The sequence below is a fragment of the Sutterella megalosphaeroides genome (genome assembly GCF_003609995.1).
In the GTDB taxonomy this organism is placed as follows: domain Bacteria; phylum Pseudomonadota; class Gammaproteobacteria; order Burkholderiales; family Burkholderiaceae_F; genus Sutterella; species Sutterella megalosphaeroides.
Genome location: NZ_AP018786.1, coordinates 2,411,948 through 2,431,709, shown reverse-complemented (window position 1 = coordinate 2,431,709; position 19,762 = coordinate 2,411,948). Strand labels below are relative to the sequence as shown.

The window sequence follows — 19,762 nt, the reverse complement described above, 5'->3', positions numbered from 1 at the left end:
CGCCCGACGGGGGCGATTCGTCAAGGCAAACGCGGGAAACAAAAGCGGAAAACAAAAGAAAAACGGGCCGGAGCAGTGCTCCGACCCGTAGATCTGGCAGGGGTAGTAGGATTCGAACCTACGCATGGCGGATTCAGAATCCGCTGCCTTAACCGGACTTGGCTATACCCCAGTAAAACTGGTGCGGTCGATGAGATTTGAACTCATATGGATCTCTCCGCTACCCCCTCAAGATAGTGCGTCTACCAATTTCGCCACGACCGCGAAAATCAAATTGTACCGAGACGATCGCCGCTTACGTCGAACCGAAGTCCGATCGGGCATCTTCCGAAAGGAAGATGGTGCGGTCGATGAGATTTGAACTCATATGGATCTCTCCGCTACCCCCTCAAGATAGTGCGTCTACCAATTTCGCCACGACCGCAGCGTCTCAGATTTTTCTCTTCCGAAGTGGTGTTGAGTTGAGGTCTCGTTCAGAAGAGAAGTCGTATTTTACTGAGGAATCTGGTTCACGGGAGTAGTATTTTCACTTACAGGCATACCCTGTTCTTGGGATGCCGACTGTTCGATCGTACCGAGAACGCCGCCGACGGGCTGCTGGGCGCGCTTGTTGAAGGCTCCCGAAGCGAGCGTGAGCGCGATGGTCGAGCAGAAGAAGACCGTGGCCGCAATGGCGGTCGAGCGCGAGAGGAAGTTGGCGCTGCCCGTGGCGCCGAAAACGGAGCCCGAAGCGCCGCTGCCGAACGCAGCGCCGAGATCGGCCCCCTTGCCGTGCTGCATCAAGACGAGCACGATCACGACCACAGCCGAGATGATTTGCAGAACGAGCGCAATGCTAAGGAGGAAATGCATGGTGGGTTGTACCTTGGTTGTCGAAAGAGAAAATTCGTGAGTTCGGGACGGCTTGGGATCAGTCGCCCTTGCGGGCGGCTTCGACGACGGCGACGAAGTCCTCGGCTTTGAGGGCCGCGCCGCCGATCAGGCCGCCGTCGATGTCGGGTTGACGGAAAAGTTCCCGGGCGTTCGAGGGCTTGACGCTGCCGCCGTAGAGAATCGGCAGACGGTCGGCGCCTTCGCTCGCGTAGCAGCCGAGTCGGCGACGGATCGAGGCGTGCACGGTCTGGGCCGTTTCCGGGGTGGCGGTGCGACCCGTGCCGATCGCCCAAACGGGCTCGTAGGCGACGGCGCCCCACTTGGCGGGAGGAAGTACGGCGAGGACGGCGTTCAACTGTCGCAGGACCACGGCTTCCGTCATGCCCTTTTCTCGCTCTTCGAGCGTTTCGCCGAGGCAGACGATCGGACGCAGCCCCGCCTTGGCGAGCGCCAGCGCCTTCATGGCCACGCGGTTGTCGGTTTCACCGTAGATGTGACGTCGTTCGGAGTGACCGACGATGCACCAGGAGGCGCCCACGTCGGCGAGCATCGACGCGGACACTTCGCCCGTGAAGGCTCCCGAGGCGTTTTCGTTCACGTCTTCGGCACCGAGTTCGATGCCGAGTTCGCGGCACGCGGGGGCGAGCTCCGCCAGGTACACGGAAGGCGCGCACACGACGACGCGGCAGTCCGGTCGGACGCCCGTAGCGCGGTACGACTCGATCCAGGCTCGGTTCGCTTCGCGGGAGCCGTTCATCTTCCAGTTGGCAATGACGATCTTGTCGCGCACGTGACGAGCTTCCTTCAGAAAAATCGGGTGAAAAAAAGGCGGAGCTCTCCGAAAGGCAAAACATCCGGAGACTAATCCCGGCATTTTAACGGTTTTCTCTTAAATCAAGGGCTCGGATTTACCAAAAGTTTGAGGGCGGCCTTCCCGCGTGCCGCCCGGAAGGAAAGCCCGACGCACAAAAGAAAAGCCCCTTGAGGCGTTCTGACACGCTCAAGAGGCTTTGTCGGCGTGCCCCGAAGACCGGGCTTCGGGGCCGTGCGATCGACGGGATCGATTATTCGCTCTTGCGGGCTTCTTCCTTCAGAAGAGCCTTCATGGAGAGGCGAACGCGACCCTTTTCGTCGGCTTCGATCACCTTGACGCGAACCTTCTGGCCTTCCTTCAGGTAGTCGGAAACCTGGTTGACGCGTTCGTTGGCGATCTGGCTGATATGGAGCAGACCGTCCTTGCCGGGCAGGAGCTGGACGATGGCGCCGAACTCGAGCAGGCGCTGGACCGTGCCTTCGTAGACCTGACCGACTTCGACTTCGGCCGTGATCAGTTCGATGCGGCGGCGGGCTTCTTCGACGCGGGCCGTATCGGGGCTCGCGATCGTGATCGTGCCGTCGTCTTCGACGTTGATGGTCGTGCCGGTTTCTTCCGTCAGCGCGCGGATCGTGGAGCCGCCCTTGCCGATCACGTCGCGGATCTTTTCCGGATTGATCTTGAAGGAGACCATACGGGGCGCGTAGTCGGAGAGGTCCTTGGCACCGCCGCCGGCCATTTCGTGCATCTTGCCGAGGATGTGCTGACGGCCTTCGTGGGCCTGCGCGAGCGCTGCCTGCATGATTTCGGCCGTGATGCCTTCGATCTTGATGTCCATCTGGAGGGCGGTGACGCCTTCGGCGGTACCGGCCACCTTGAAGTCCATGTCGCCGAGGTGGTCTTCGTCGCCGAGGATGTCGGTGAGGACCGCGAACTTGTTGCCTTCCTTGATGAGACCCATGGCGACGCCGGCCACGTAGTCCTTCAGGGGCACGCCCGCGTCGAGCATCGAGAGGCAGCCGCCGCAGACGCTCGCCATCGAGCTCGAGCCGTTCGATTCGCAGATTTCGGAAACGACGCGGATCGTGTACTGGAATTCTTCGGGCGTCGGGAGGACGGCCTTCAGAGCGCGCTTGGCGAGACGGCCGTGACCGATTTCACGACGCTTCGGGGAGCCCACGCGGCCCGTTTCGCCCGTGGCGAAGGGGGGCATGTTGTAGTGGAGCATGAAGCGGTCGTGGTATTCCTCGCAGAGACCGTCGATGATCTGTTCGTCCTGCTTCGTGCCGAGCGTGGTCGTGACGAGCGCCTGGGTTTCGCCGCGGGTGAAGAGGGCGGAACCGTGGGTGCGGGGCAGGACGCCCTGACGGATTTCGATCGGACGAACGGTACGCGTGTCGCGGCCGTCGATGCGGGGTTCGCCGTTGAGGATGTTCGAGCGCACGATGTTCGCTTCCATTTCGAAGAGAATACCGTGGACTTCGTTCATGTCGGGAACGTCCGTTCCGGCGGCTTCAGCGTCGGCGGCGAGCTGTGCTTCGCAGGCGGCGTAGACTTCACGGAGCTTTTCCGTGCGGGCTTGTTTCGAGCGGATGGCGTAGGCGTCCTTGAGACCCTGACCGCAGATTTCGCCGATGCGGGCGATGAGCGCTTCGTTCTTCGGAGCGGGCTGCCAATCCCAGGCGGGCTTGCCGGCTTCGGCGACGAGTTCGTTGATCGCGTTGATGGCGACCTGCATTTCGCGGTGACCGAACATGACGGCTTCGAGCATCGTCTTTTCGGGGAGGATGTCGGCTTCGGATTCAACCATCAGCACGGCGCGTTCCGTACCGGCGACGACGAGGTCGAGGCGCGAGGCCTTGAGTTCGGCGGGCGACGGATTGAGCTTGAATTCGTCGTTGATGTAGCCCACGCGGCAGGCACCGATCGGGCCGCGGAAAGGGATGCCGGAGACGGCGAGAGCGGCGGAGGCGCCGATCATCGAGGGGATGTCCGGATCGACGGCGGGGTCCGCGGAGAGGACGTGAATGATGACCTGAACTTCATTGAAGAAGCCGTCCGGGAAGAGCGGACGAATCGGACGGTCGATGAGACGCGAGGTGAGCGTTTCCTTTTCGGAGGGACGGCCTTCGCGCTTGAAGAACCCCCCGGGGATCTTGCCGGCGGCGTAGGTCTTTTCGATGTAGTCGACCGTGAGGGGGAAGAAGTCCTGACCGGGCTTGGCTTCCTTCTTGGCGACGACCGTCGCGAGCACGACCGTGTCGCCCATCTGGCAGACGACGGCGCCCGTGGCCTGGCGGGCGATTTCACCCGTGGTGAGCGTGACGTCGTAGTCGCCGAAGCGGAAGCTCTTCGAAACCTTGTTGAACATCGTCATGGAGAATGCTCCTTAATGAGGGGTCGTCGCTGACGGTTGACATCCGCCTGTGAGTGGGGGCGGGCCCCGCACCACGCTGCGGCATCAGCCGACTCGCGAGTCGGGAGAGGGCTCATGGCGCAACGCGATGACGGATGGAAACGTCGTCAACGATCGACCGGTGGGGAGTGATGGTGGCAAATGCGACGACGGCCTGTCGTCGATCGGCAGGCCGTTGTCTGAGAGAAATGATCCGTCTTACTTACGGAGATTGAGCGCGTCAATCAGCGTGCGGTAAGCGTTGAGGTCGGTGCGCTTCAGGTAGTCGAGGAGCTTGCGGCGGCGCGAAACCATGCGGAGAAGACCGCGGCGGGAGTGGTGATCCTTGGCGTGAACCTTGAAGTGATCCGTGAGGTGGTTGATGCGGGCCGTGAGGAGAGCGACCTGGACTTCGGGAGACCCGGTGTCGCCTTCGGCGCGCTGGAACTTGGCAACGATCTCAGACTTGTTCATTTCAACGGACATTTGAATTCCTGTAATAGAAATTGAATTTAAAACTTGCGGACACGAGCGTTGAGACTCGAGCCGTGAAAGCGGGCATTTTACCTGCGAACCGAAGGGCGCGCAATTGAAAAGGGACAAAAAAATTCGGGGAGCGTCGCGCGGGCGTCGCTCCCCGTTCTCCCCCGGTCGGAGGAGCGCCCGTCAAGGGCGGTCAACGTTCGTCGGAGAGGCGGTAGCGCCGTTCGACGAAGCTCACGAGCTGCGAAATCGAGAGCGTCATGATGAGGTAGAGGAGCGCGACGGCGGCCCAGATTTCCATCGTGGCGTAGGTTTCGGCGATGACGAGCTGACCGGAGCGGGTGAGTTCTTCGAAGCCGATCACCGAGACGAGGGACGAGTCCTTCAACATGGCGATGAATTCGTTGCCAAGCGGCGGGATGATGCGCTTGAAGGCCTGCGGCAGCACGATGTAGCGCATCGTCTGACCGTAGGTCATGCCGAGCGAGAGGCCCGCGCGCAACTGACCCTGGGAGATCGACTGGATGCCGCCGCGGAAGATTTCGGCGATGTAGGCGCCCGAGTTGAGCGAGCAGGCCGCAACGGCGGCGATGAAGGGGTCGATGCGCGAACCGATGATGTTCGGAAGCGCGAAGTAGATGATGAAGATCTGAATCAGAAGCGGGGTGCCGCGGATGAAGTCGACGTATACCTTCGCGGGCCAGCGCAGCCAGGGCTTCTTCGAGAGCTGCGAGAGGCCGAGGATCAGGCCGAGAACGAGACCGAGACCGACGGAGAGGGCCGTGATCTCAAGGGTGAGCGCCGCACCGCGCAACAACAGGGGGAAGCTGTTGAGGATGAGCGAAAAATCAAATTCCATGGCGGACCTTTAAGTTTTTCTGTAGTGAACCTGTACGTCGTTCGGGGCTGAGACGACGCGGGGCCGGGAATCGCCGAAAAAGGTGAATCGACGGATTGTAGCGGGTTTGAGCCGCTCGGCGCGAAAATCGCACCCCTTCAAAAAATACCGGCCGGGCCCGAAAGGCGCCCGACCGGACCGTTTCACATGTTCGAGGCTCGAACGACGCGTCGGGCGGTTACTGAGCGAACCACTTGTCGTGGATCTTCTGAACTTCGCCCGAGGCGACGAGTTCGTCGTAGGCCTTGTTGAGCTTTTCGAGAAGCTCCTTGTTGCCCTTGCGAACCGCGAAGCCGTAGCTCTGAGCGTCGAGGATTTCGGGCTGGAGCTGCATCGTGCCGGCGCTCTTGGCCTGGGTCTTGAGGAAGTACGCAAGCACCGGACGGTCGTGCACGACGGCGGCGGAGTTGCCCGTGGCGAGGTCCATGAACGCTTCGCTCGTCGTATTGAAGGCGGCAACCTTGGCGCCCTTGATGTCCTTGGCGGTGTCGGCACCCGTCGTGCCGATCTGCACGGCGATGCGCTGGTTTTCAAGAGCCTTGAAGTCGGGGTACTTCTGGGCATCGCCCTTGCGAACGAGCATCGAGAGGCCCGCCGTGTAGTAGGGCTTCGTGAAGTCGACGCGCTTGGCGCGTTCTTCGGTGATCGAGAGGCCCGCGGCGATCACGTCGATCGAGCGCGTCATCAGAGCAGGGATGAGGGCGTCGAAGCCCATGTTGAGGATTTCAACGTCGTAGCCCGCCTTGTCGGCGACGGCACGGATGAGGTCCATGTCGAAGCCCGCAAACTGCTTCGTTTCCGTATCGAGGAATTCGAACGGCGCGAAGGTCGGTTCGGTGCCGACGCGCAGCAGATCTCGGGCAAGGGCGGCACCCGAAAGAGCGGTACTCATCAGGGCGGCGGCACAGGCGCCTAGAACGAATTTCTTCATCGACATGACGGATTCTCCGTGAAAAAGGTGCGGTTGCGCGTCGTACGCGGTTTGAGAGTTGGGGGCGTCGGGCGGCCTCGTGTCGGGTCGCTTCGTTTTCGCCGTCGTTAGGGCGGAATATAGCGCAGAATCGGGCCTGGTGTCGTTTTTAATCTAAAAAATATCGAGATATTTCAATATGTTGGCGAAATCGGCCCATTGGTTGAACGGTGGCGCGAAACTATCGGCAGGGAAGGCGAATAAGTACGAATCTTGTCGACAAAAGCCGTGTTTTGATCGGACTTTTCGGGGCCTGCTTCGAAGGGATGCAAGACGCGAAAAAGCCCGAACACGAGGTCCGGGCTTCGGGGGTCGACGGCGTCGATGCGCGTCGAGATCGGAAGCGAAGAGCGACGTCTCGGCCGCTCCCGATCTGCGGATCAGGCTTCCCCTTCCGTCGTCGGGGTGCCGAGCTTGCGCCACGCGGCGGCGGCTTTTGCTTTCTTTTCGGCGATGTCGAGGATGCGTTCGTGCTCCGCGAGCTCTTCGGCCGTGGCGGTCACGACGACGAGATTCTTCGGAATGGCGGGAAGGTTGTCCGCGTCGGGGTTGTGCATTTCGAGCACGTCCTGCCCGCGCGTGAGCGCGACGTAGACTTCCGCGAGGAGTTCCGCGTCGAGAAGTGCCCCGTGGAAGGTTCGCGACGAATTGTCGATCTCGTAGTAGCGGCACAGGCTGTCGAGGCTCACGGCGCGCCCGGGGAGCAGCTGCTTGGCGAGCTTCACCGTGTCGACGATCTTGCAGTAGTCGGAGAGCTTCCCGCGGCCGATGCGACCGAGCTCCATGTCGAGAAAGCCCGTGTCGAACGCGGCGTTGTGAATGACGAGGGTCGCGCCGCGCACGAAGTCGAGGAAGCGGTCCGCCACTTCGACGAAGGTCGGCTTGTCGGCGAGGAATTCGTTCGTGATCCCGTGAATCTCGACGGCCTCGTCGGGGACGTCGCGCTCCGGGTTGACGTAGAGCTGCAGGGCGTCTTCGGGTTTGTGGGTGACGATGCGCCCGTCAAGAGCAACGCAGCCGATTTCGATGATGCGGTCGCCGTTCGCGGCGTCAAGTCCCGTCGTTTCCGTGTCGAGTGTGATGAGTCGGTCCATGGCGGTCGGTGTCAGAAAGCGGGTTGAGGACGATCGAGCGCAAGCTCCGCGGCGTCGCCCGTGAGTTTCGCGAGGAGCGCTTCGAGCCGGTCGGCCTCTTCGGGCGTGAGGTTTTGTTCCGAGAGGCGCGCGAGCTTTTCGGAAATCGCGTCGATGACGGGTTCGAGCTTGAGCCCTTCGTCGGTGAGCGACACGTAGGTGCTGCGCCGGTCGTGATCGGAGGCGCGTTTTTGCACGTAGCCGAGGCGCTCGAGCTTGTCGACGAGCGCCGTCACGGTCGGTTTCGTACGGTGGATGCGTCGAGCGATCTCGCTCATCGTGAGGGGACCGTAACGAAAGAGGGCGTGGAAGATGTCGCCGTGGCTCGGCGCGATCCCGTCGCAGCCCGCCGCGAGGAGTTCCGAGGTGATGAGTTGATTGGCTTGTCCGAGAAAACGGGCGGCGAGATTCACCGTGCGGCGTCGTGCGTGATCGGTCATAAAGCGGCGGCGGCCTTCGCGGGGGCGAAAGCGTGCCGTCTCCGTAGTGAGTTCCATACGAAGCCCGGCCCGAGGGCGCGCCCCGCAAAGGGAGCGGGCGCGGCAAACGGTCGGGTGTTCCGTACGATAGCGGTCGGCGCGCCCGAATTCAAGCGTCCTTCGGACGGGCGGCGCATAAACAAAAACCCCGTTCGAATCGAACGGGGTTGTGTGCGACTGGAGCGGGCGAAGGGAGTCGAACCCTCGTCATCAGCTTGGGAAGCTGAGGTAATAGCCGTTATACGACGCCCGCACCGCTAAGTGCTGAATCTTGGCGGAAGGAGAGGGATTCGAACCCTCGATACGGAATTTCCGTATGCCGCCTTTCCAGGGCGGTACAATCAACCACTCTGCCATCCTTCCTTGATGCGCTCAGTCATGTCGGCCGATCTCGTGGTGACGAAGATGTCGGCTCAAGGGAATCTCCCGAACTGAGAAGACGAACTATAGCACGAAAAATCGTTTTTGTCACGTGTCGAAAGAAATTTTTTCTCTTGACCGAAGCCGCCCCCCCCCCTTCCGGAGGCCGTTCGGGGGCGTTTCCGGTGCCGTTTCGGAGGTATCTCGGGAGGCCGACTGCCGCCTATTGCACGCCCTGCGGCCGCCTTGCCTATACTTCCGCAGAGTTTGCTCGACGAGGTGCCGCCGCGGCTCCTCGTCGCGTCGACGCGTTTTTCCCGGTTTCTGCAACGTCCCCCTGTTTCGGACACTCATGGCGCTCAAAGTTTTCAACTTTCTTTGCTCGAACGGACACCTCTTTGAAGGCTGGCTCAAGTCGGACCTCGACTGGAAGGCGGAATCGGCCGCGGGGCGCCTTGCGTGTCCCGTTTGCGGGGGCGCCGTGGTGGAAAAGCGCCCGAGCGCTCCGAGCGTCGCCCGCGCGACGGGCACGACCCGCACAGACGTCGCAGAAGACGTCGAACGCCGCCGCGAGCGCGAACTCGGCGCCCTGCAGCGCGAAGCGTACGCGGCGCTTAAGAAGGCCGTGCGCGACGCCGAGGACGTCGGTCGCAATTTCAAAGAAGAAGCGCGGGCCTTGGCCGACGGGCGCACGAGCCGACCGGGCGGGATCCGCGGTCTGTGTACCGAAGAGGACGCCGAGGAGCTGCGCTCCGAAGGAATTCCCGTATTCAACGTTCCCGACGAACTCCTCAAGGACGGCAACTGATTTCTGTTTCGAGCGCGGGGCGTACTCTCCGTGTTCATTTCGCGAAGGATCATTCCATGACCAACACCGAATTCAAACCTCACGACGCGGTCGACTTGACGAATCAGGACACGGTTTTCCTCGTCCTCGAAGAGCTCGGCATCGCGCACATGCAGCACGTTTGGCTCAAAACGAACGCCCCCGAGCACGAAGACGCCAAGGCGGTCGAAGCGCAGGCCGAAGAATTCTTCGAAGACCTCTGCTCGATTCTCGCGGGGCGTGCCGATCCTTCCCGCGTGGTCGCCAACGGCTGGGCGGGAGCGGCGCTTGCGGCCCACCTGCGCCGCGCGCTCAAAAAGGAAATCGAAGCGAAGCTCGCTCTCTGGGCGAACGGCCGTACGGTCGACGCGATCGACGACGACACGACGATCGTGCTCGCGCTTCGCTGCTACCTCGAATGCGTCGAAAAGCTGACCGCTTTGGACGCGGCCGAAAAGGCGGCGGGTCGCAAGCTTCCCGCCGAAGACTACATTCAGGTGATGGCGGGCTGGTCCGGGGTCTTTTCCGGGAAGCACGAAACGCTCGAGATTCCGGACGCCTACCGCGTCTGAGCGCGCACCGAAAGCATAGAAAGCCTCGAAAGTACTTCCGAGGCTTTTTTTTCGACGGTCGCCGCCTGAGTCCCGTCTCGTTAGACTAAGGGACGTTTGACCGGGCGCTTCGGCTCCGAAGCGCTCACGACCCCTCAACCATCCCCAAAAAACCGCCGGAGATTCCCCATGGATTCGACAACGAGCGTCAACGCGCTCACCATCGTGTTTGCGGCTTTGTGCGTCTTCGCGATCGCCTACCGCTTCTACGGGCTTTTCCTCGCCCAAAAGGTCCTTAACATCAACGCCGAGCGCGCGACCCCCGCCGTTCGCTTCGCCGACGGCAAGGACTACGTCGCCACCGACAAGTACGTGCTCTTCGGGCACCACTTCGCCGCCATTGCCGCTGCGGGCCCCCTGCTCGGTCCGGTTCTCGCCGCGCAGTTCGGCTACATGCCCGGGCTCCTTTGGATTCTGATCGGCTGCGTGCTCGCGGGCGGCGTGCACGACATGGTCGTGCTCTTTTGCTCGGTGCGCCACCGCGGTCGCAGTCTCGCGTACATCGCCTCGAAGGAAATCGACCCGACCACGGGGTTCGTGGCGTCCTGGGCGGTGCTCTCGATTCTGATTCTGACGCTTGCGGGCCTTTCGATTGCGGTCGTCAACGCCATGCACGACTCGCTCTGGTCGACCTACACGGTGGCGGCGACGATTCCCATCGCCGTCATCATGGGGCTCTACATGCAGATCTGGCGCAAGGGCGACGTGCGCGGCGCCACGCTGATCGGCGTCGTGCTCCTCTTCCTCTGCATCCTTTCGGGCCCCTGGGTTGCGGCACATCCCGAATACTTCGGGTGGCTCAACATCGACCGCAAGACGATGAGCATCCTCATCCCGATCTACGGGTTCTTCGCTTCGGTCCTTCCGGTGTGGCTCCTCTTGCTTCCGCGCGACTACCTCTCGACCTTCCTCAAGATCGGTACGATCGGCGCGCTTGCGCTCGGCATCGCCTTCGTGATGCCCGACTTCCACATGCCCGCCTTTACGGACTTCGTCAAGGGCGGCGGCCCGATCGTGGGCGGCCCCGTCATTCCCTTCATCTTCATCACGATCGCCTGCGGCGCCCTCTCGGGCTTCCACGCCACGATCGGCACGGGTACGACCCCGAAGATGATCGGCAACGAACGCGACGTGCTCTTCGTGGGCTACGGCGCGATGCTGATGGAAGGGTTCGTCGCCGTGATGGCGCTTGTGGCCGCGTGCGTCCTCGTTCCGGCCGACTACTTCGCCATCAACGCGCCCGTGGAAAAGTTCCAGGCGCTCGGCATGGCGGTCCAGGAACTCCCGCGCCTTGAAGCGGAAGTGCAGGAAAGCCTCATGGGTCGTCCGGGCGGGTCCGTCTCGCTTGCGGTCGGCATGGCCCACATCTTCTCGCAGATCCCCTTCATGGAACACCTGATGGCGTACTGGTATCACTTCGCCATCATGTTCGAAGCCGTCTTCATCCTGACGGCCGTCGACGCCGGTACCCGCGTCGGGCGCTTCTTCCTTCAGGAAATGGCCGCCAAGGTTTGGCCCAAGTTCGGCGACAAGAACTGGTGGCCGGGGATCATCATCACGTCCTTCGTCTTTACGGGGAGCTGGGGCTACCTCGTCTATTCGGGCGACATCGGCTCGATTTGGCCGCTTTTCGGCATCTGCAACCAGCTGCTCGCGTCCGTGACGCTTCTGATCGGCACCACCGTGATCCTGCGCCTCAACAAGACGCAGTACGCGTGGGTGACGGGCGTGCCCGGGATCTTCATGACGATCATCACGTTCTGGGCTGGGATCTGGCTCGTCCTCAACCAGTACCTGCCCGCGCAGCAGTACCTCCTGGCGACGCTTTCCGTCCTCGTCATGGTGCTCATGCTCTTCGTGATCGCGGGGACGCTACGCCGTTGGGCGGTGCTGCTCGGCATCCGCACGACGACGCGCGACGCGTGGGGGAACGAAGTGAAGGCGCTCGTCGAGGAGTAACCCCGGCGCTTGCGTGACTTCACCGCGCAAAGACCGCGCAAAGAGGCCGCCCGAGGCGTCGACCGACGTCCGAGGGCGGCCTTTTTCGTTCGCGCGCCTTCGCGCCGCAAAAGCGCAACCGCCCGAAAGCTCGGTTGCGGTTTCCGATCGGCGGTATCATCAAACGTTTGCCCCTTCCGGGGAGCCCGATCAAGGATTTTCAATGTATCGAACCGCACCGAAGTCGCACCCCCAACGAATCGTCGTTCTCGACACCGAAACGACGGGTCTCAGCTACCGCTACGGCGACCGCGTGTGCGAAATCGGGGCGATCGAAGTGAACGAAGCGTTCGAGCCCCTGCGGGACTTTCACGCCTACATGAATCCCGAGCGCCCGATGCCCGTGGCGGCCTACAACGTGCACGGCCTCTCGACGGCGTTTTTGAAAAAGCAACCCGTCTTCCGGGAGATCGCCCCCGAATTCGTCGAATTCGTGCGCGGGGCGAGAATCGTCGCGCACAACGCCTCGTTCGACGCGGGGTTCATCAATCACGAGCTCTTTCTTGCGGGTTACGACAACTTGGAGATGCTCGGTTGCACGGTCTTCGACACGCTCCGCTGGGCGCGAAGCCTCTTTCAGGGCTACCCCAACGGGCTCGACCACCTCTGCCGCCGTTTCGGCATCCTCGGCGAAGACCGCTCGATCCACGGGGCGCTCTCCGACGCGGAACTTCTTCGCATCGTCTGCCGGGGGTTGACGGCCTATGAAAAAACGGGGGTCGTGACCGCCTTCGGGGGCGAATTCCGGGAGGAAACGAGCCGACCGGTGCCGGGCCGCTCGTGATTTTGTAATGCCATAACAAAGAAAGGCGCCGATTTTGCGAGGAGAACGTCCGCAAAATCGGCGCCTTTTTTTCCGGCTTCTGTTTTTGAGAGCCCGCGCACTTTCCGGCGCGCGGGCTCCGGCGATTACCCGAGGATCGCCTTCAGGTCGGCTTCCGGGGTCGAAACGACGTGGAGGTCGTACGCGTCGACGAGCGTCTTCACGAGGTTGGGCGTGAGGAACGCGGGGAGCGTCGGGCCGATGTACATGCCCTTGACGCCGAGCGCGAGGAGCGTGAGGAGAATCGCGATCGCCTTCTGCTCGAACCAGGAAAGAACGAGCGTAAGCGGAAGGTCGTTCACGCCGCAGCCCGCCTTTTCCGCAAGAAGCACCGCGAGACGCACGGCGGCGTAGGCGTCGTTGCACTGGCCGACGTCGAGAAGTCGCGGGAGGCCCCCCACGTGGCCGAGCGCCTTCTGGTTGAAGCGGTACTTGCCGCAGGCAAGCGTCAGGATGAGGCAGTCGGCGGGAACCTGTTCGACGAAGTCCGCGTAGTAGGAGCGGCTCGAGCGCGCGCCGTCGCAGCCCCCGACGAGGAAGACGTGACGGAGGGTCTTCTCACCCACGAGCTTCAGCACGGTGTCCGCGGCCCCTTCGAGAACGGCGCGGCCGAACCCCGTCGTTACGGTGCGCTTCGGTTCGTCGGCGGCAAAGCCCGGCATTTCGAGCGCCTTTTCGATGACGACCGAGAAGTCGTCCGTATCGAGGTGCGTGCAGCCCGGCCAGCCGACCATGTTGCGCGTGTAGATGCGGTCCGCATAGTGCCCGGGGTTCGGGTCGAGGATGCAGTTCGTCGTCATGACGATGGGACCGGGGAACTCGGCGAATTCCGTCTGCTGCTTGTACCAGGCCGAGCCGTAGTTGCCGACGAGGTGCGGGTACTTGCGAAGTTCGGGATAGGCGTGCGCGGGAAGGAGTTCGCCGTTCGTGTAGACGTTGATGCCCTTCCCTTCCGTCTGCTCGAGAATAAGCTTCAGGTCGCGCAGGTCGTGGCCCGAAACGAGGATGCACTTCCCTTTGACGGGCGCGGTATTCACCTGGGCGGGGAAGGGGTCGCCGAAGCTCGTCGTATTGGCCTTTTCAAGGGCGGCCATCACGTCGAGGTTGAGGTGCCCGATTTCGAGCGCGTCGGCAAGGAGCGCTTCGGCACCCGCTTCGGGCGACCCGATGCGAGCGAGGTGTTCGAGGACACGGCGCTCAAGCTTCGCATCGCGAAGGTCGAGCGCGGCGGCGTGTTCGAGATAGGCGGCCGTACCTTTGAGGCCGTAAAGGGCGAGAAGGCGCAGGCCCGCGATGTCGGCATTGGGTTCTTCGCGACGCAGCGACGCTTCGCGGCAGGCGGCGGGCAGCGCGGACGCGCAGAGGCCCTTCACGGAGAAGTCCGCAAGCGGATGATCGGGGCGCTTCGCGCCCGCGGCGGCAAGTTCGTCGCGCATCGCTTCGGCTTCGTGAATGTAGGCGGTGATGCGAATCGGGTCGAAGTTCACGTTCGTCAAGGTCGAGAAGAACGCGCGCGGCACGAAGAGCGCCGTCTTCGAGATGTCGATCCCTTCGGCTTCGGCCGTAAGGGCGCGGGCCGCAAGGCTTTCGAGCATCGCGACGAGCACGTCCTGAAGGTCGGACGTCTCGGGCGTTTTGCCGCAGTTGCCGCGGAACGCGCAGCCGTGCATCTCGGGGGTGTTGGTCGTTTGTTCGCACTGGATGCAGAACATCGTCGGGGTCTCCTTGTAAAACGACGGGGCGGTATCTCGTTCGGACGGGGGTTTCCGAATTAAATATGCATTTGAAATACAGATTTTCCGAAGTATAGGGATGCGGCCGCAGGAAAGCAAGAAAAAGTTATACGTGAGATACATTTATTTTTCGCGAGTTTCTCCGACCGATCCGCCGACCGATCCGCCGACCGACCTCGACCGAAGGGCTCGGCGCTCGAGTGCGCGAACTTCGGCGGGTGTCAACGCGGGACGCGTTGGCGCGGTCGGGACGGGTTCGGGAAACCTCCCGTGAGCCGTCAAAAGAACGTCACGGACTTGTCATCGAACTGTCATAGGGCGTCCTTAGGATGAGCCGCAACCCAAAAACACCCGTTTTCCCGGCTCCCGACTTCCGGGGCCCTCATTTCAAGGACACACCATGCTTACGCGTCGTCAGTTCGGTCGCAACCTTCTCGGTTCGGCCCTTCTTCTGAACGGTTTCGGTCTCTCGAATGCTTTTGCCGCGCCCGCTTCGCGCGCCATCGTCTACAACTGCCCGGCCGAATGGGCCGGTTGGGGCGCGATGCTCGAATTGGTCAAGAAGGAAACGGGGATCGACGTCCCGATGGACAACAAGAATTCCGGTCAGGCCGTTTCGCAGATCATCGCCGAAGCGAAGAACCCGGTGGCCGACGCCGCCTACCTCGGCATCTCCTTTGCGATCAACGCGAAGAACCAGGGGCTCGTCGAAAACTACAAGGGCGAAGGCTGGCAGAAGGTTCCCGAGGGCTTGAAGGACCCCGAAGGTGCCTGGGTGTCGATCCACGCCGGGACCGTGGGCTTCATGGTCAACGTCGAAGCGCTCGACGGTCTGCCCGTGCCGAAGGGCTGGAAGGACCTCCTTGACCCGAAGTACGAAGGCCTCATGGGCTTTCTCGATCCGTCGTCGGCCTTCGTGGGTTACGCCTGCGCCGTGGCCGCGAACCACGCCCTGGGCGGCACGCTCGACGACTTCAAGCCCGCGCTCGACTATTTCAAGGCTCTGATGCAGAACAGCCCGGTCGTTCCGAAGCAGACCGCCTACGCCCGCTGTCTCTCGGGTGAAATTCCGATCCTCTTCGACTACGACTTCTCCGCCTACCGCGCCCGCTACACCGACAAGGCGCCGATCGAATTCGTCATCCCGTCGGAAGGCACGATCCAGGTTCCCTACGTGATGTCGCTTGTGAAGAACGCGCCGCACGCCGACGCGGGCCGCCGCGTGATCGACTTCGTGCTCTCCGAAAAGGGCCAGAAGCACTGGGCGGAAAACTACCTCCGTCCGGTCGTGGGCGACATCGAAACGCTCGCTCCCGAAGCGGCGGCGAAGTTCCTGCCCGCTTCCGAATACGCCCGTGCGGGTAGCGTCGACTACGCGAAGATGGCGGCCGTACAGGTGGCCTTCAGCGAGGCCTACCTCAAGGCCGTCAAGGGCTGACGCACCGAGCGCCCGGACGCGGTCGGTCCGCGCCCGGACCCGTTTTCCCGAAGCCGGTTCGGTCTTGCCCGGGTCGGCTTTCGTTTTGAGACTCGCGGGCGAGCCTCCGAATTCGCAATCGCCCCCTTCGAGTCCTTCGAACCACCTTCCGAACCCTCCGCCGAGGGGCTTCTCGATGAAGCGCACCCATATTCTCTTTCTTATTCCGGCCCTCGCCGTTCTGACGGCCTTTTTCGTGTTGCCGGTCCTGCGACTGCTGCCCGCTTCGGTCTCGACCGAGGAGGGGATTCTTCTCTACGGGCAGATCCTCACCAATCCGCGCTACGCGACGAGCATGGTTTCGACCGTGCTTCTTTCGGTGGCGGTCACGTTCGCGAGCGTCGTGCTCGGCGGCCTGACGGGGCTCTTTCTCGAGCGTCACCGTTTCCCGGGGCGCAACGCCGTCGTCGCCCTCATCACGCTTCCGCTCTCCTTCCCCGGCGTGGTCGTGGGTTTCATGATCATCATGCTGGGCGGCCGCAACGGCATCGCCTCGATGATTTCCTCCTCGCTCGGCGCGGGCAAGCTCGTCTTTGCCTACGGCATGGCGGGGCTCTTTTTCGGGTACCTCTACTTTTCGATTCCCCGCGTCGTGACGACCGTGATGGCGGCCACCCGCAAGATCGAACCCATGTACGAAGAGGCGGCCCGCACGTTGGGCGCGAGTTCCTGGCGAATCCTCAAAGACGTGACGGTGCCCGCCCTCATGCCCGCGCTCCTTTCGACGGGGGCGATCTGCTTTGCGACTTCGATGGGTGCCTTCGGTACGGCCTTCACGCTCGCGACCGACATCAACGTGCTGCCGATTACGATCTACACCGAATTCACGCTCTCGGCCAACATCGCCTCGGCCGCCATGCTCTCGGTCGTGCTCGGTCTCATTACGTGGGCGATGCTGGTGCTCGCGCGCCTCGCGGGCGGTCGGAGCGACCGCTGAGTCGGAGAGAAGACAAATGAAAACGAAATTCAAAGACCTGAGCGCCACCACGGTGCTTTCGGCGGCGCTCACGGCCGTCACGCTCCTCTTTCTGATGGTGCCGGTCGTGCAGATGGTGGCGACCGCCTTCATGAAGAACGCCTTCCGCGGCATGAAAGCGGGCTTTACGACGGACTGGATCGCGAAGGTGCTCGACATCTACGGCGACACGATTCTGCGCAGTCTCGGGCTTGCCTGCGGGGCGCTCGTGATTTGCGTTGCGATCGGGGTTCCGGCCGCCTGGATTCTCGTTCGCGAAGAGCGCAAGCGTTGGGCCGCGTTTCTCGAAGAAGCCCTCATTCTTCCGCTTTCGATGCCGGGGCTTGCGATCGGTCTCGGGATCCTGCTTGTCTGGGGCGGTTTCACGAGCCTCCGACACAGCTCGCTCTTCATCCTCTGCGGCCACGTGATGTTCTGCCTTCCCTTCATGGTGCGAAGCGTCATGTCGGTCCTGCGCGTCGAGCCGATTGCGGCCTACGAAGAAGCTTCCGCCACGCTCGGCGCCTCCCCCTGGACCACGTTCACGCAGGTGGTCGTCCCCGTGGCGATGCCCGGCATCCTCGCGGGCGCCCTCATGGTGATGACCGTCTCGCTCGGCGAATTCAACATCTCCTGGATGCTCCAGACGCCCGATACGAAGACGCTCCCCGTCGGCATGGCCGACAGCTACGCGTCGATGCGTCTCGAAGTGGGGAGCGCCTACACGTTCCTTTTCCTTGTGATCCTGGTGCCGCTCCTCTCCTTGATGCAGGCACTCCCCGACTGGATCAAAAAGCGCGCCGAAGCGCGCCGCCTCGCGGACGAGGCGGCTGCCTGACAGCCCGACGGCCCGAAGAGCCGATCACCGGACCCCTTCGCGACGCACACCGAACGAACTCAACGAACCGACATCATGACCGAATCCGTTTCCATCGAACTCAAGAACATGAGCAAGCACTACGGCTCGACCCGCGTGCTCTCGCCCTTCAATCTCACCCTCGAAGCGGGCTGCCGCACGGTGCTCCTCGGCCCCTCGGGCTGCGGGAAGACGACGCTTCTTCGCATCATCGCGGGGCTTGAAACGCCCGACGAAGGGTCGCAGCTCGTCGTGGGCGGCAAAGACATGACGCACGTGCCCGCCGAGAAGCGCAGGATCGGCTTCATGTTCCAGCAGTACGCGCTTTTTCCCCACATGACGGTCGCGGAAAACGTGGGCTACGGCCTCAAGGTGCGCGGAGAATCGAAGGCCGTGATCGAAAAGACCGTGGACGAGATGCTTGCGCTCGTGAACCTTGAAAAATTCAAGCGCCGCAACGTGCTCGCTCTCTCGGGCGGGCAGCGTCAGCGCGTGGCGCTCGCGCGAGCCCTGGCGATCCGTCCGAAGATTCTGCTTTTGGACGAACCGCTCTCGGCCCTCGACGCGCAGATCCGCCACAAGGTGCGCGAAGAGCTCGCCGTCATCCTGCGCGAACTCGGCATCACGGCCGTCATCGTCACGCACGACCAGGACGAAGCCATGGTGCTCGGCGACCGAATCGTCGTGATGGAAGGGGGTGTCATTCACCAGGCGGCGACTCCCGAAGAAGTCTGGCGTCGTCCGGCCTCGGGGTTCGTCGCGGGGTTCGTGGGCGGCAGCAACCGCGTGCGCGGCACCTACCAGTCGGGGATGCTCTCCTGGCTCGGTGCTTCGACGCCCGCAAACGCCCTTGCGCACGGCATCGCCGCGGGCCTGGCGAACCACACGGGTGCGGTCGACGTCTACTTCCGCCCCGAGGTGGCGTCCCTTGAAGCGCTCGAAGAGGGCGAGGGCGTCGCGCTTGAGGACCGCATCGTCAAGGTGAAGGACCTTCACTTCATGGGGAATTTCGTTCGCGTGACGGTCGAGGCCGCCACCGGAGAACTTCTCAAGGTGAATCTTGCAAGCGCGGGCGAAGCGATCCGCCCGGGCGCGCGTGCGCGCCTCACGGTCGAGAGCTCCCACCTGATGGTTTTCCCGGGGTAACGAGCGATGCGCGCGATTCTTCAGCTCACCGACCTTCACGTCGAACCGCGGGGCGTGCTCGCCTACGGCAAAGCCGATACGGCCTCGCGGCTCGACGCGCTTCGCCCCTGGCTCGAAGCCAAGGCGCGCGAGGTCGACCTCATCGTCGTCACGGGCGACATCGCCTGCGACGGAAACGTCGAATCGTACCGACACGTGCGCGAGGTTTTTTCAAACCTTGCCGCCCCCGTGCGGATGCTCCCCGGCAACCACGATTCTCGGAGCGCCATGCGCGCGCACCTCGCGGGACTGACGGAGGCGTCCGAAGCGGCTGCGGCGAACGACCCCGTCGAATTCCGATTCGAAACGGAGGACTTTCGCGTCGTGGGGCTCGACACCCTGATTCCGGGCACGCACTGGGGCGAAGCGAAAGCATCCTCGCTCGCGCGCCTGGAGGCGATCTTCGACGAGGACCGTCGAGCGGGCGTCGCGAAGCCCACGATCCTTTTCATGCACCACACGCCCCTCCACTCGGGGATGCCGAAGATGGACGAACCCTTCGGGAACCGCGACGCCTTCGCGCGGGTGCTCGCGGCGCGCCCCGACGTGCGGCTCGCAACCGGTCACATGCACCGCTCGATCGTGGGCCTGTTCGGCTCGAACGTCGTCGTGACGGCGCCCCCGGCGGCGCTTTCGATCGAACTCGATTTCGGGCCCGAAGGAGGAGACGCCTTCCGCATGGAGCCCCCGGGCTTTGCGCTTCACAAGCTGATCGACTCGTCCTGGGTGACGCACACGGGTCTCGTCCCCGTCCCCGACGACTTCTCGGGCCCGTACCCCTTTGCGGGCGCCGTGAATCCTGTCGATTGACGCGGCAGCTCCCTCCTCACGGATGCCCTCGAAAAAATAAACGCACGTTCAGCCGCTAAAATGCGGGTAGGTTTCCGGCCGTC

At 62.8% G+C, this 19,762-nt stretch carries 18 protein-coding genes and 4 tRNA genes; 9 read left to right on the top strand and 13 right to left on the bottom strand.

Annotated features, from left to right (window positions below):
- Positions 1-179: 179 nt before the first annotated feature.
- From S6FBBBH3_RS09660 to S6FBBBH3_RS09605, 12 genes are all read right to left on the bottom strand, one after another.
- Positions 180-264: transfer RNA gene (locus S6FBBBH3_RS09660), tRNA-Leu, on the bottom strand.
- 75 nt (positions 265-339) lie between these two features.
- Positions 340-424: transfer RNA gene (locus S6FBBBH3_RS09655), tRNA-Leu, on the bottom strand.
- A 68-nt stretch (positions 425-492) separates the two neighbouring features.
- The gene (secG, locus tag S6FBBBH3_RS09650) at positions 493-852 is read right to left on the bottom strand and encodes a preprotein translocase subunit SecG (protein ID WP_120177538.1); all 360 of its coding nucleotides are present in this window, start codon (positions 850-852) and stop codon (positions 493-495) included.
- A gap of 58 nt (positions 853-910) precedes the next feature.
- On the bottom strand, positions 911-1,663 hold the full coding sequence (gene tpiA, locus S6FBBBH3_RS09645) for a triose-phosphate isomerase (RefSeq protein WP_120177537.1): 753 nt from the start codon (positions 1,661-1,663) through the stop codon (positions 911-913).
- Between the two features lie 274 nt (positions 1,664-1,937).
- On the bottom strand, positions 1,938-4,064 hold the full coding sequence (gene pnp, locus S6FBBBH3_RS09640; RefSeq protein ID WP_120177536.1) for a polyribonucleotide nucleotidyltransferase: 2,127 nt from the start codon (positions 4,062-4,064) through the stop codon (positions 1,938-1,940).
- A 237-nt stretch (positions 4,065-4,301) separates the two neighbouring features.
- Positions 4,302-4,568 (bottom strand): 30S ribosomal protein S15, encoded by a 267-nt coding sequence (rpsO, locus tag S6FBBBH3_RS09635; protein ID WP_120177535.1) that lies wholly within the window; start codon positions 4,566-4,568, stop codon positions 4,302-4,304.
- Positions 4,569-4,758: 190 nt separating this feature from the next.
- Positions 4,759-5,424 (bottom strand): amino acid ABC transporter permease, encoded by a 666-nt coding sequence (locus S6FBBBH3_RS09630; protein WP_120177534.1) that lies wholly within the window; start codon positions 5,422-5,424, stop codon positions 4,759-4,761.
- A gap of 217 nt (positions 5,425-5,641) precedes the next feature.
- A complete protein-coding gene (locus S6FBBBH3_RS09625; protein ID WP_120177533.1) occupies positions 5,642-6,400 on the bottom strand; it encodes a basic amino acid ABC transporter substrate-binding protein in 759 nt (252 codons plus the stop codon).
- Between the two features lie 413 nt (positions 6,401-6,813).
- Entirely contained in the window at positions 6,814-7,527 is a 714-nt protein-coding gene (gene dnaQ / locus S6FBBBH3_RS09620; RefSeq protein ID WP_120177532.1) for a DNA polymerase III subunit epsilon, read from the bottom strand.
- Positions 7,528-7,538: 11 nt separating this feature from the next.
- Positions 7,539-8,006, bottom strand: coding sequence for a MarR family winged helix-turn-helix transcriptional regulator (locus S6FBBBH3_RS09615; RefSeq protein ID WP_170143910.1), 468 nt, complete (start codon positions 8,004-8,006; stop codon positions 7,539-7,541).
- Positions 8,007-8,223: 217 nt separating this feature from the next.
- A tRNA-Gly gene (locus S6FBBBH3_RS09610) sits at positions 8,224-8,298 on the bottom strand.
- Between the two features lie 19 nt (positions 8,299-8,317).
- Positions 8,318-8,408: transfer RNA gene (locus tag S6FBBBH3_RS09605), tRNA-Ser, on the bottom strand.
- A gap of 349 nt (positions 8,409-8,757) precedes the next feature.
- On the opposite strand from S6FBBBH3_RS09605, the gene S6FBBBH3_RS09600 reads away from it, so the two are divergent.
- From S6FBBBH3_RS09600 to S6FBBBH3_RS09585, 4 genes are all read left to right on the top strand, one after another.
- Positions 8,758-9,213 carry a DUF1178 family protein gene (locus S6FBBBH3_RS09600; RefSeq protein WP_120177530.1) on the top strand — a complete coding sequence of 152 codons (456 nt, stop codon included), beginning with the start codon at positions 8,758-8,760 and terminating at the stop codon, positions 9,211-9,213.
- 56 nt (positions 9,214-9,269) lie between these two features.
- Positions 9,270-9,803 (top strand): hypothetical protein, encoded by a 534-nt coding sequence (locus S6FBBBH3_RS09595; protein WP_120177529.1) that lies wholly within the window; start codon positions 9,270-9,272, stop codon positions 9,801-9,803.
- A gap of 168 nt (positions 9,804-9,971) precedes the next feature.
- Entirely contained in the window at positions 9,972-11,801 is a 1,830-nt protein-coding gene (locus S6FBBBH3_RS09590) for a carbon starvation CstA family protein (protein WP_120177528.1), read from the top strand.
- A gap of 202 nt (positions 11,802-12,003) precedes the next feature.
- Positions 12,004-12,624, top strand: a complete 621-nt coding sequence (locus S6FBBBH3_RS09585; RefSeq protein ID WP_120177527.1) for an exonuclease domain-containing protein — start codon at positions 12,004-12,006, stop codon at positions 12,622-12,624.
- 125 nt (positions 12,625-12,749) lie between these two features.
- Here the strand turns inward: S6FBBBH3_RS09585 and hcp are convergent, their stop codons facing one another.
- Positions 12,750-14,375 carry a hydroxylamine reductase gene (hcp, locus tag S6FBBBH3_RS09580; protein WP_120177526.1) on the bottom strand — a complete coding sequence of 542 codons (1,626 nt, stop codon included), beginning with the start codon at positions 14,373-14,375 and terminating at the stop codon, positions 12,750-12,752.
- 421 nt (positions 14,376-14,796) lie between these two features.
- On the opposite strand from hcp, the gene S6FBBBH3_RS09575 reads away from it, so the two are divergent.
- The 5 genes from S6FBBBH3_RS09575 to S6FBBBH3_RS09555 all read left to right on the top strand — a co-directional run bounded on the left by S6FBBBH3_RS09575 (position 14,797) and on the right by S6FBBBH3_RS09555 (position 19,679).
- A complete protein-coding gene (locus S6FBBBH3_RS09575; RefSeq protein ID WP_120177525.1) occupies positions 14,797-15,834 on the top strand; it encodes an extracellular solute-binding protein in 1,038 nt (345 codons plus the stop codon).
- 175 nt (positions 15,835-16,009) lie between these two features.
- Positions 16,010-16,810 carry an ABC transporter permease gene (locus S6FBBBH3_RS09570; RefSeq protein ID WP_120177524.1) on the top strand — a complete coding sequence of 267 codons (801 nt, stop codon included), beginning with the start codon at positions 16,010-16,012 and terminating at the stop codon, positions 16,808-16,810.
- Between the two features lie 16 nt (positions 16,811-16,826).
- A complete protein-coding gene (locus S6FBBBH3_RS09565) occupies positions 16,827-17,666 on the top strand; it encodes an ABC transporter permease (protein WP_120177523.1) in 840 nt (279 codons plus the stop codon).
- A 75-nt stretch (positions 17,667-17,741) separates the two neighbouring features.
- A complete protein-coding gene (locus S6FBBBH3_RS09560; protein ID WP_120177522.1) occupies positions 17,742-18,830 on the top strand; it encodes an ABC transporter ATP-binding protein in 1,089 nt (362 codons plus the stop codon).
- Between the two features lie 6 nt (positions 18,831-18,836).
- On the top strand, positions 18,837-19,679 hold the full coding sequence (locus S6FBBBH3_RS09555; RefSeq protein ID WP_120177521.1) for a metallophosphoesterase: 843 nt from the start codon (positions 18,837-18,839) through the stop codon (positions 19,677-19,679).
- Positions 19,680-19,762: the final 83 nt, after the last annotated feature.

Excerpts from the sequence above, each read along its gene's own strand:
- secG (WP_120177538.1), bottom strand. The coding sequence starts at position 852 with ATGCATTTCCTCCTTAGCATTGCGCTCGTTCTGCAAATCATCTCGGCT.
- pnp (WP_120177536.1), bottom strand. The coding sequence starts at position 4,064 with ATGACGATGTTCAACAAGGTTTCGAAGAGCTTCCGCTTCGGCGACTAC.
- rpsO (WP_120177535.1), bottom strand. The coding sequence starts at position 4,568 with ATGTCCGTTGAAATGAACAAGTCTGAGATCGTTGCCAAGTTCCAGCGC.
- S6FBBBH3_RS09630 (WP_120177534.1), bottom strand. The coding sequence starts at position 5,424 with ATGGAATTTGATTTTTCGCTCATCCTCAACAGCTTCCCCCTGTTGTTG.
- S6FBBBH3_RS09625 (WP_120177533.1), bottom strand. The coding sequence starts at position 6,400 with ATGTCGATGAAGAAATTCGTTCTAGGCGCCTGTGCCGCCGCCCTGATG.
- dnaQ (WP_120177532.1), bottom strand. The coding sequence starts at position 7,527 with ATGGACCGACTCATCACACTCGACACGGAAACGACGGGACTTGACGCC.
- S6FBBBH3_RS09615 (WP_170143910.1), bottom strand. The coding sequence starts at position 8,006 with ATGACCGATCACGCACGACGCCGCACGGTGAATCTCGCCGCCCGTTTT.
- S6FBBBH3_RS09600 (WP_120177530.1), top strand. The coding sequence starts at position 8,758 with ATGGCGCTCAAAGTTTTCAACTTTCTTTGCTCGAACGGACACCTCTTT.
- S6FBBBH3_RS09595 (WP_120177529.1), top strand. The coding sequence starts at position 9,270 with ATGACCAACACCGAATTCAAACCTCACGACGCGGTCGACTTGACGAAT.
- S6FBBBH3_RS09590 (WP_120177528.1), top strand. The coding sequence starts at position 9,972 with ATGGATTCGACAACGAGCGTCAACGCGCTCACCATCGTGTTTGCGGCT.
- S6FBBBH3_RS09585 (WP_120177527.1), top strand. The coding sequence starts at position 12,004 with ATGTATCGAACCGCACCGAAGTCGCACCCCCAACGAATCGTCGTTCTC.
- hcp (WP_120177526.1), bottom strand. The coding sequence starts at position 14,375 with ATGTTCTGCATCCAGTGCGAACAAACGACCAACACCCCCGAGATGCAC.
- S6FBBBH3_RS09575 (WP_120177525.1), top strand. The coding sequence starts at position 14,797 with ATGCTTACGCGTCGTCAGTTCGGTCGCAACCTTCTCGGTTCGGCCCTT.
- S6FBBBH3_RS09570 (WP_120177524.1), top strand. The coding sequence starts at position 16,010 with ATGAAGCGCACCCATATTCTCTTTCTTATTCCGGCCCTCGCCGTTCTG.
- S6FBBBH3_RS09565 (WP_120177523.1), top strand. The coding sequence starts at position 16,827 with ATGAAAACGAAATTCAAAGACCTGAGCGCCACCACGGTGCTTTCGGCG.
- S6FBBBH3_RS09560 (WP_120177522.1), top strand. The coding sequence starts at position 17,742 with ATGACCGAATCCGTTTCCATCGAACTCAAGAACATGAGCAAGCACTAC.
- S6FBBBH3_RS09555 (WP_120177521.1), top strand. The coding sequence starts at position 18,837 with ATGCGCGCGATTCTTCAGCTCACCGACCTTCACGTCGAACCGCGGGGC.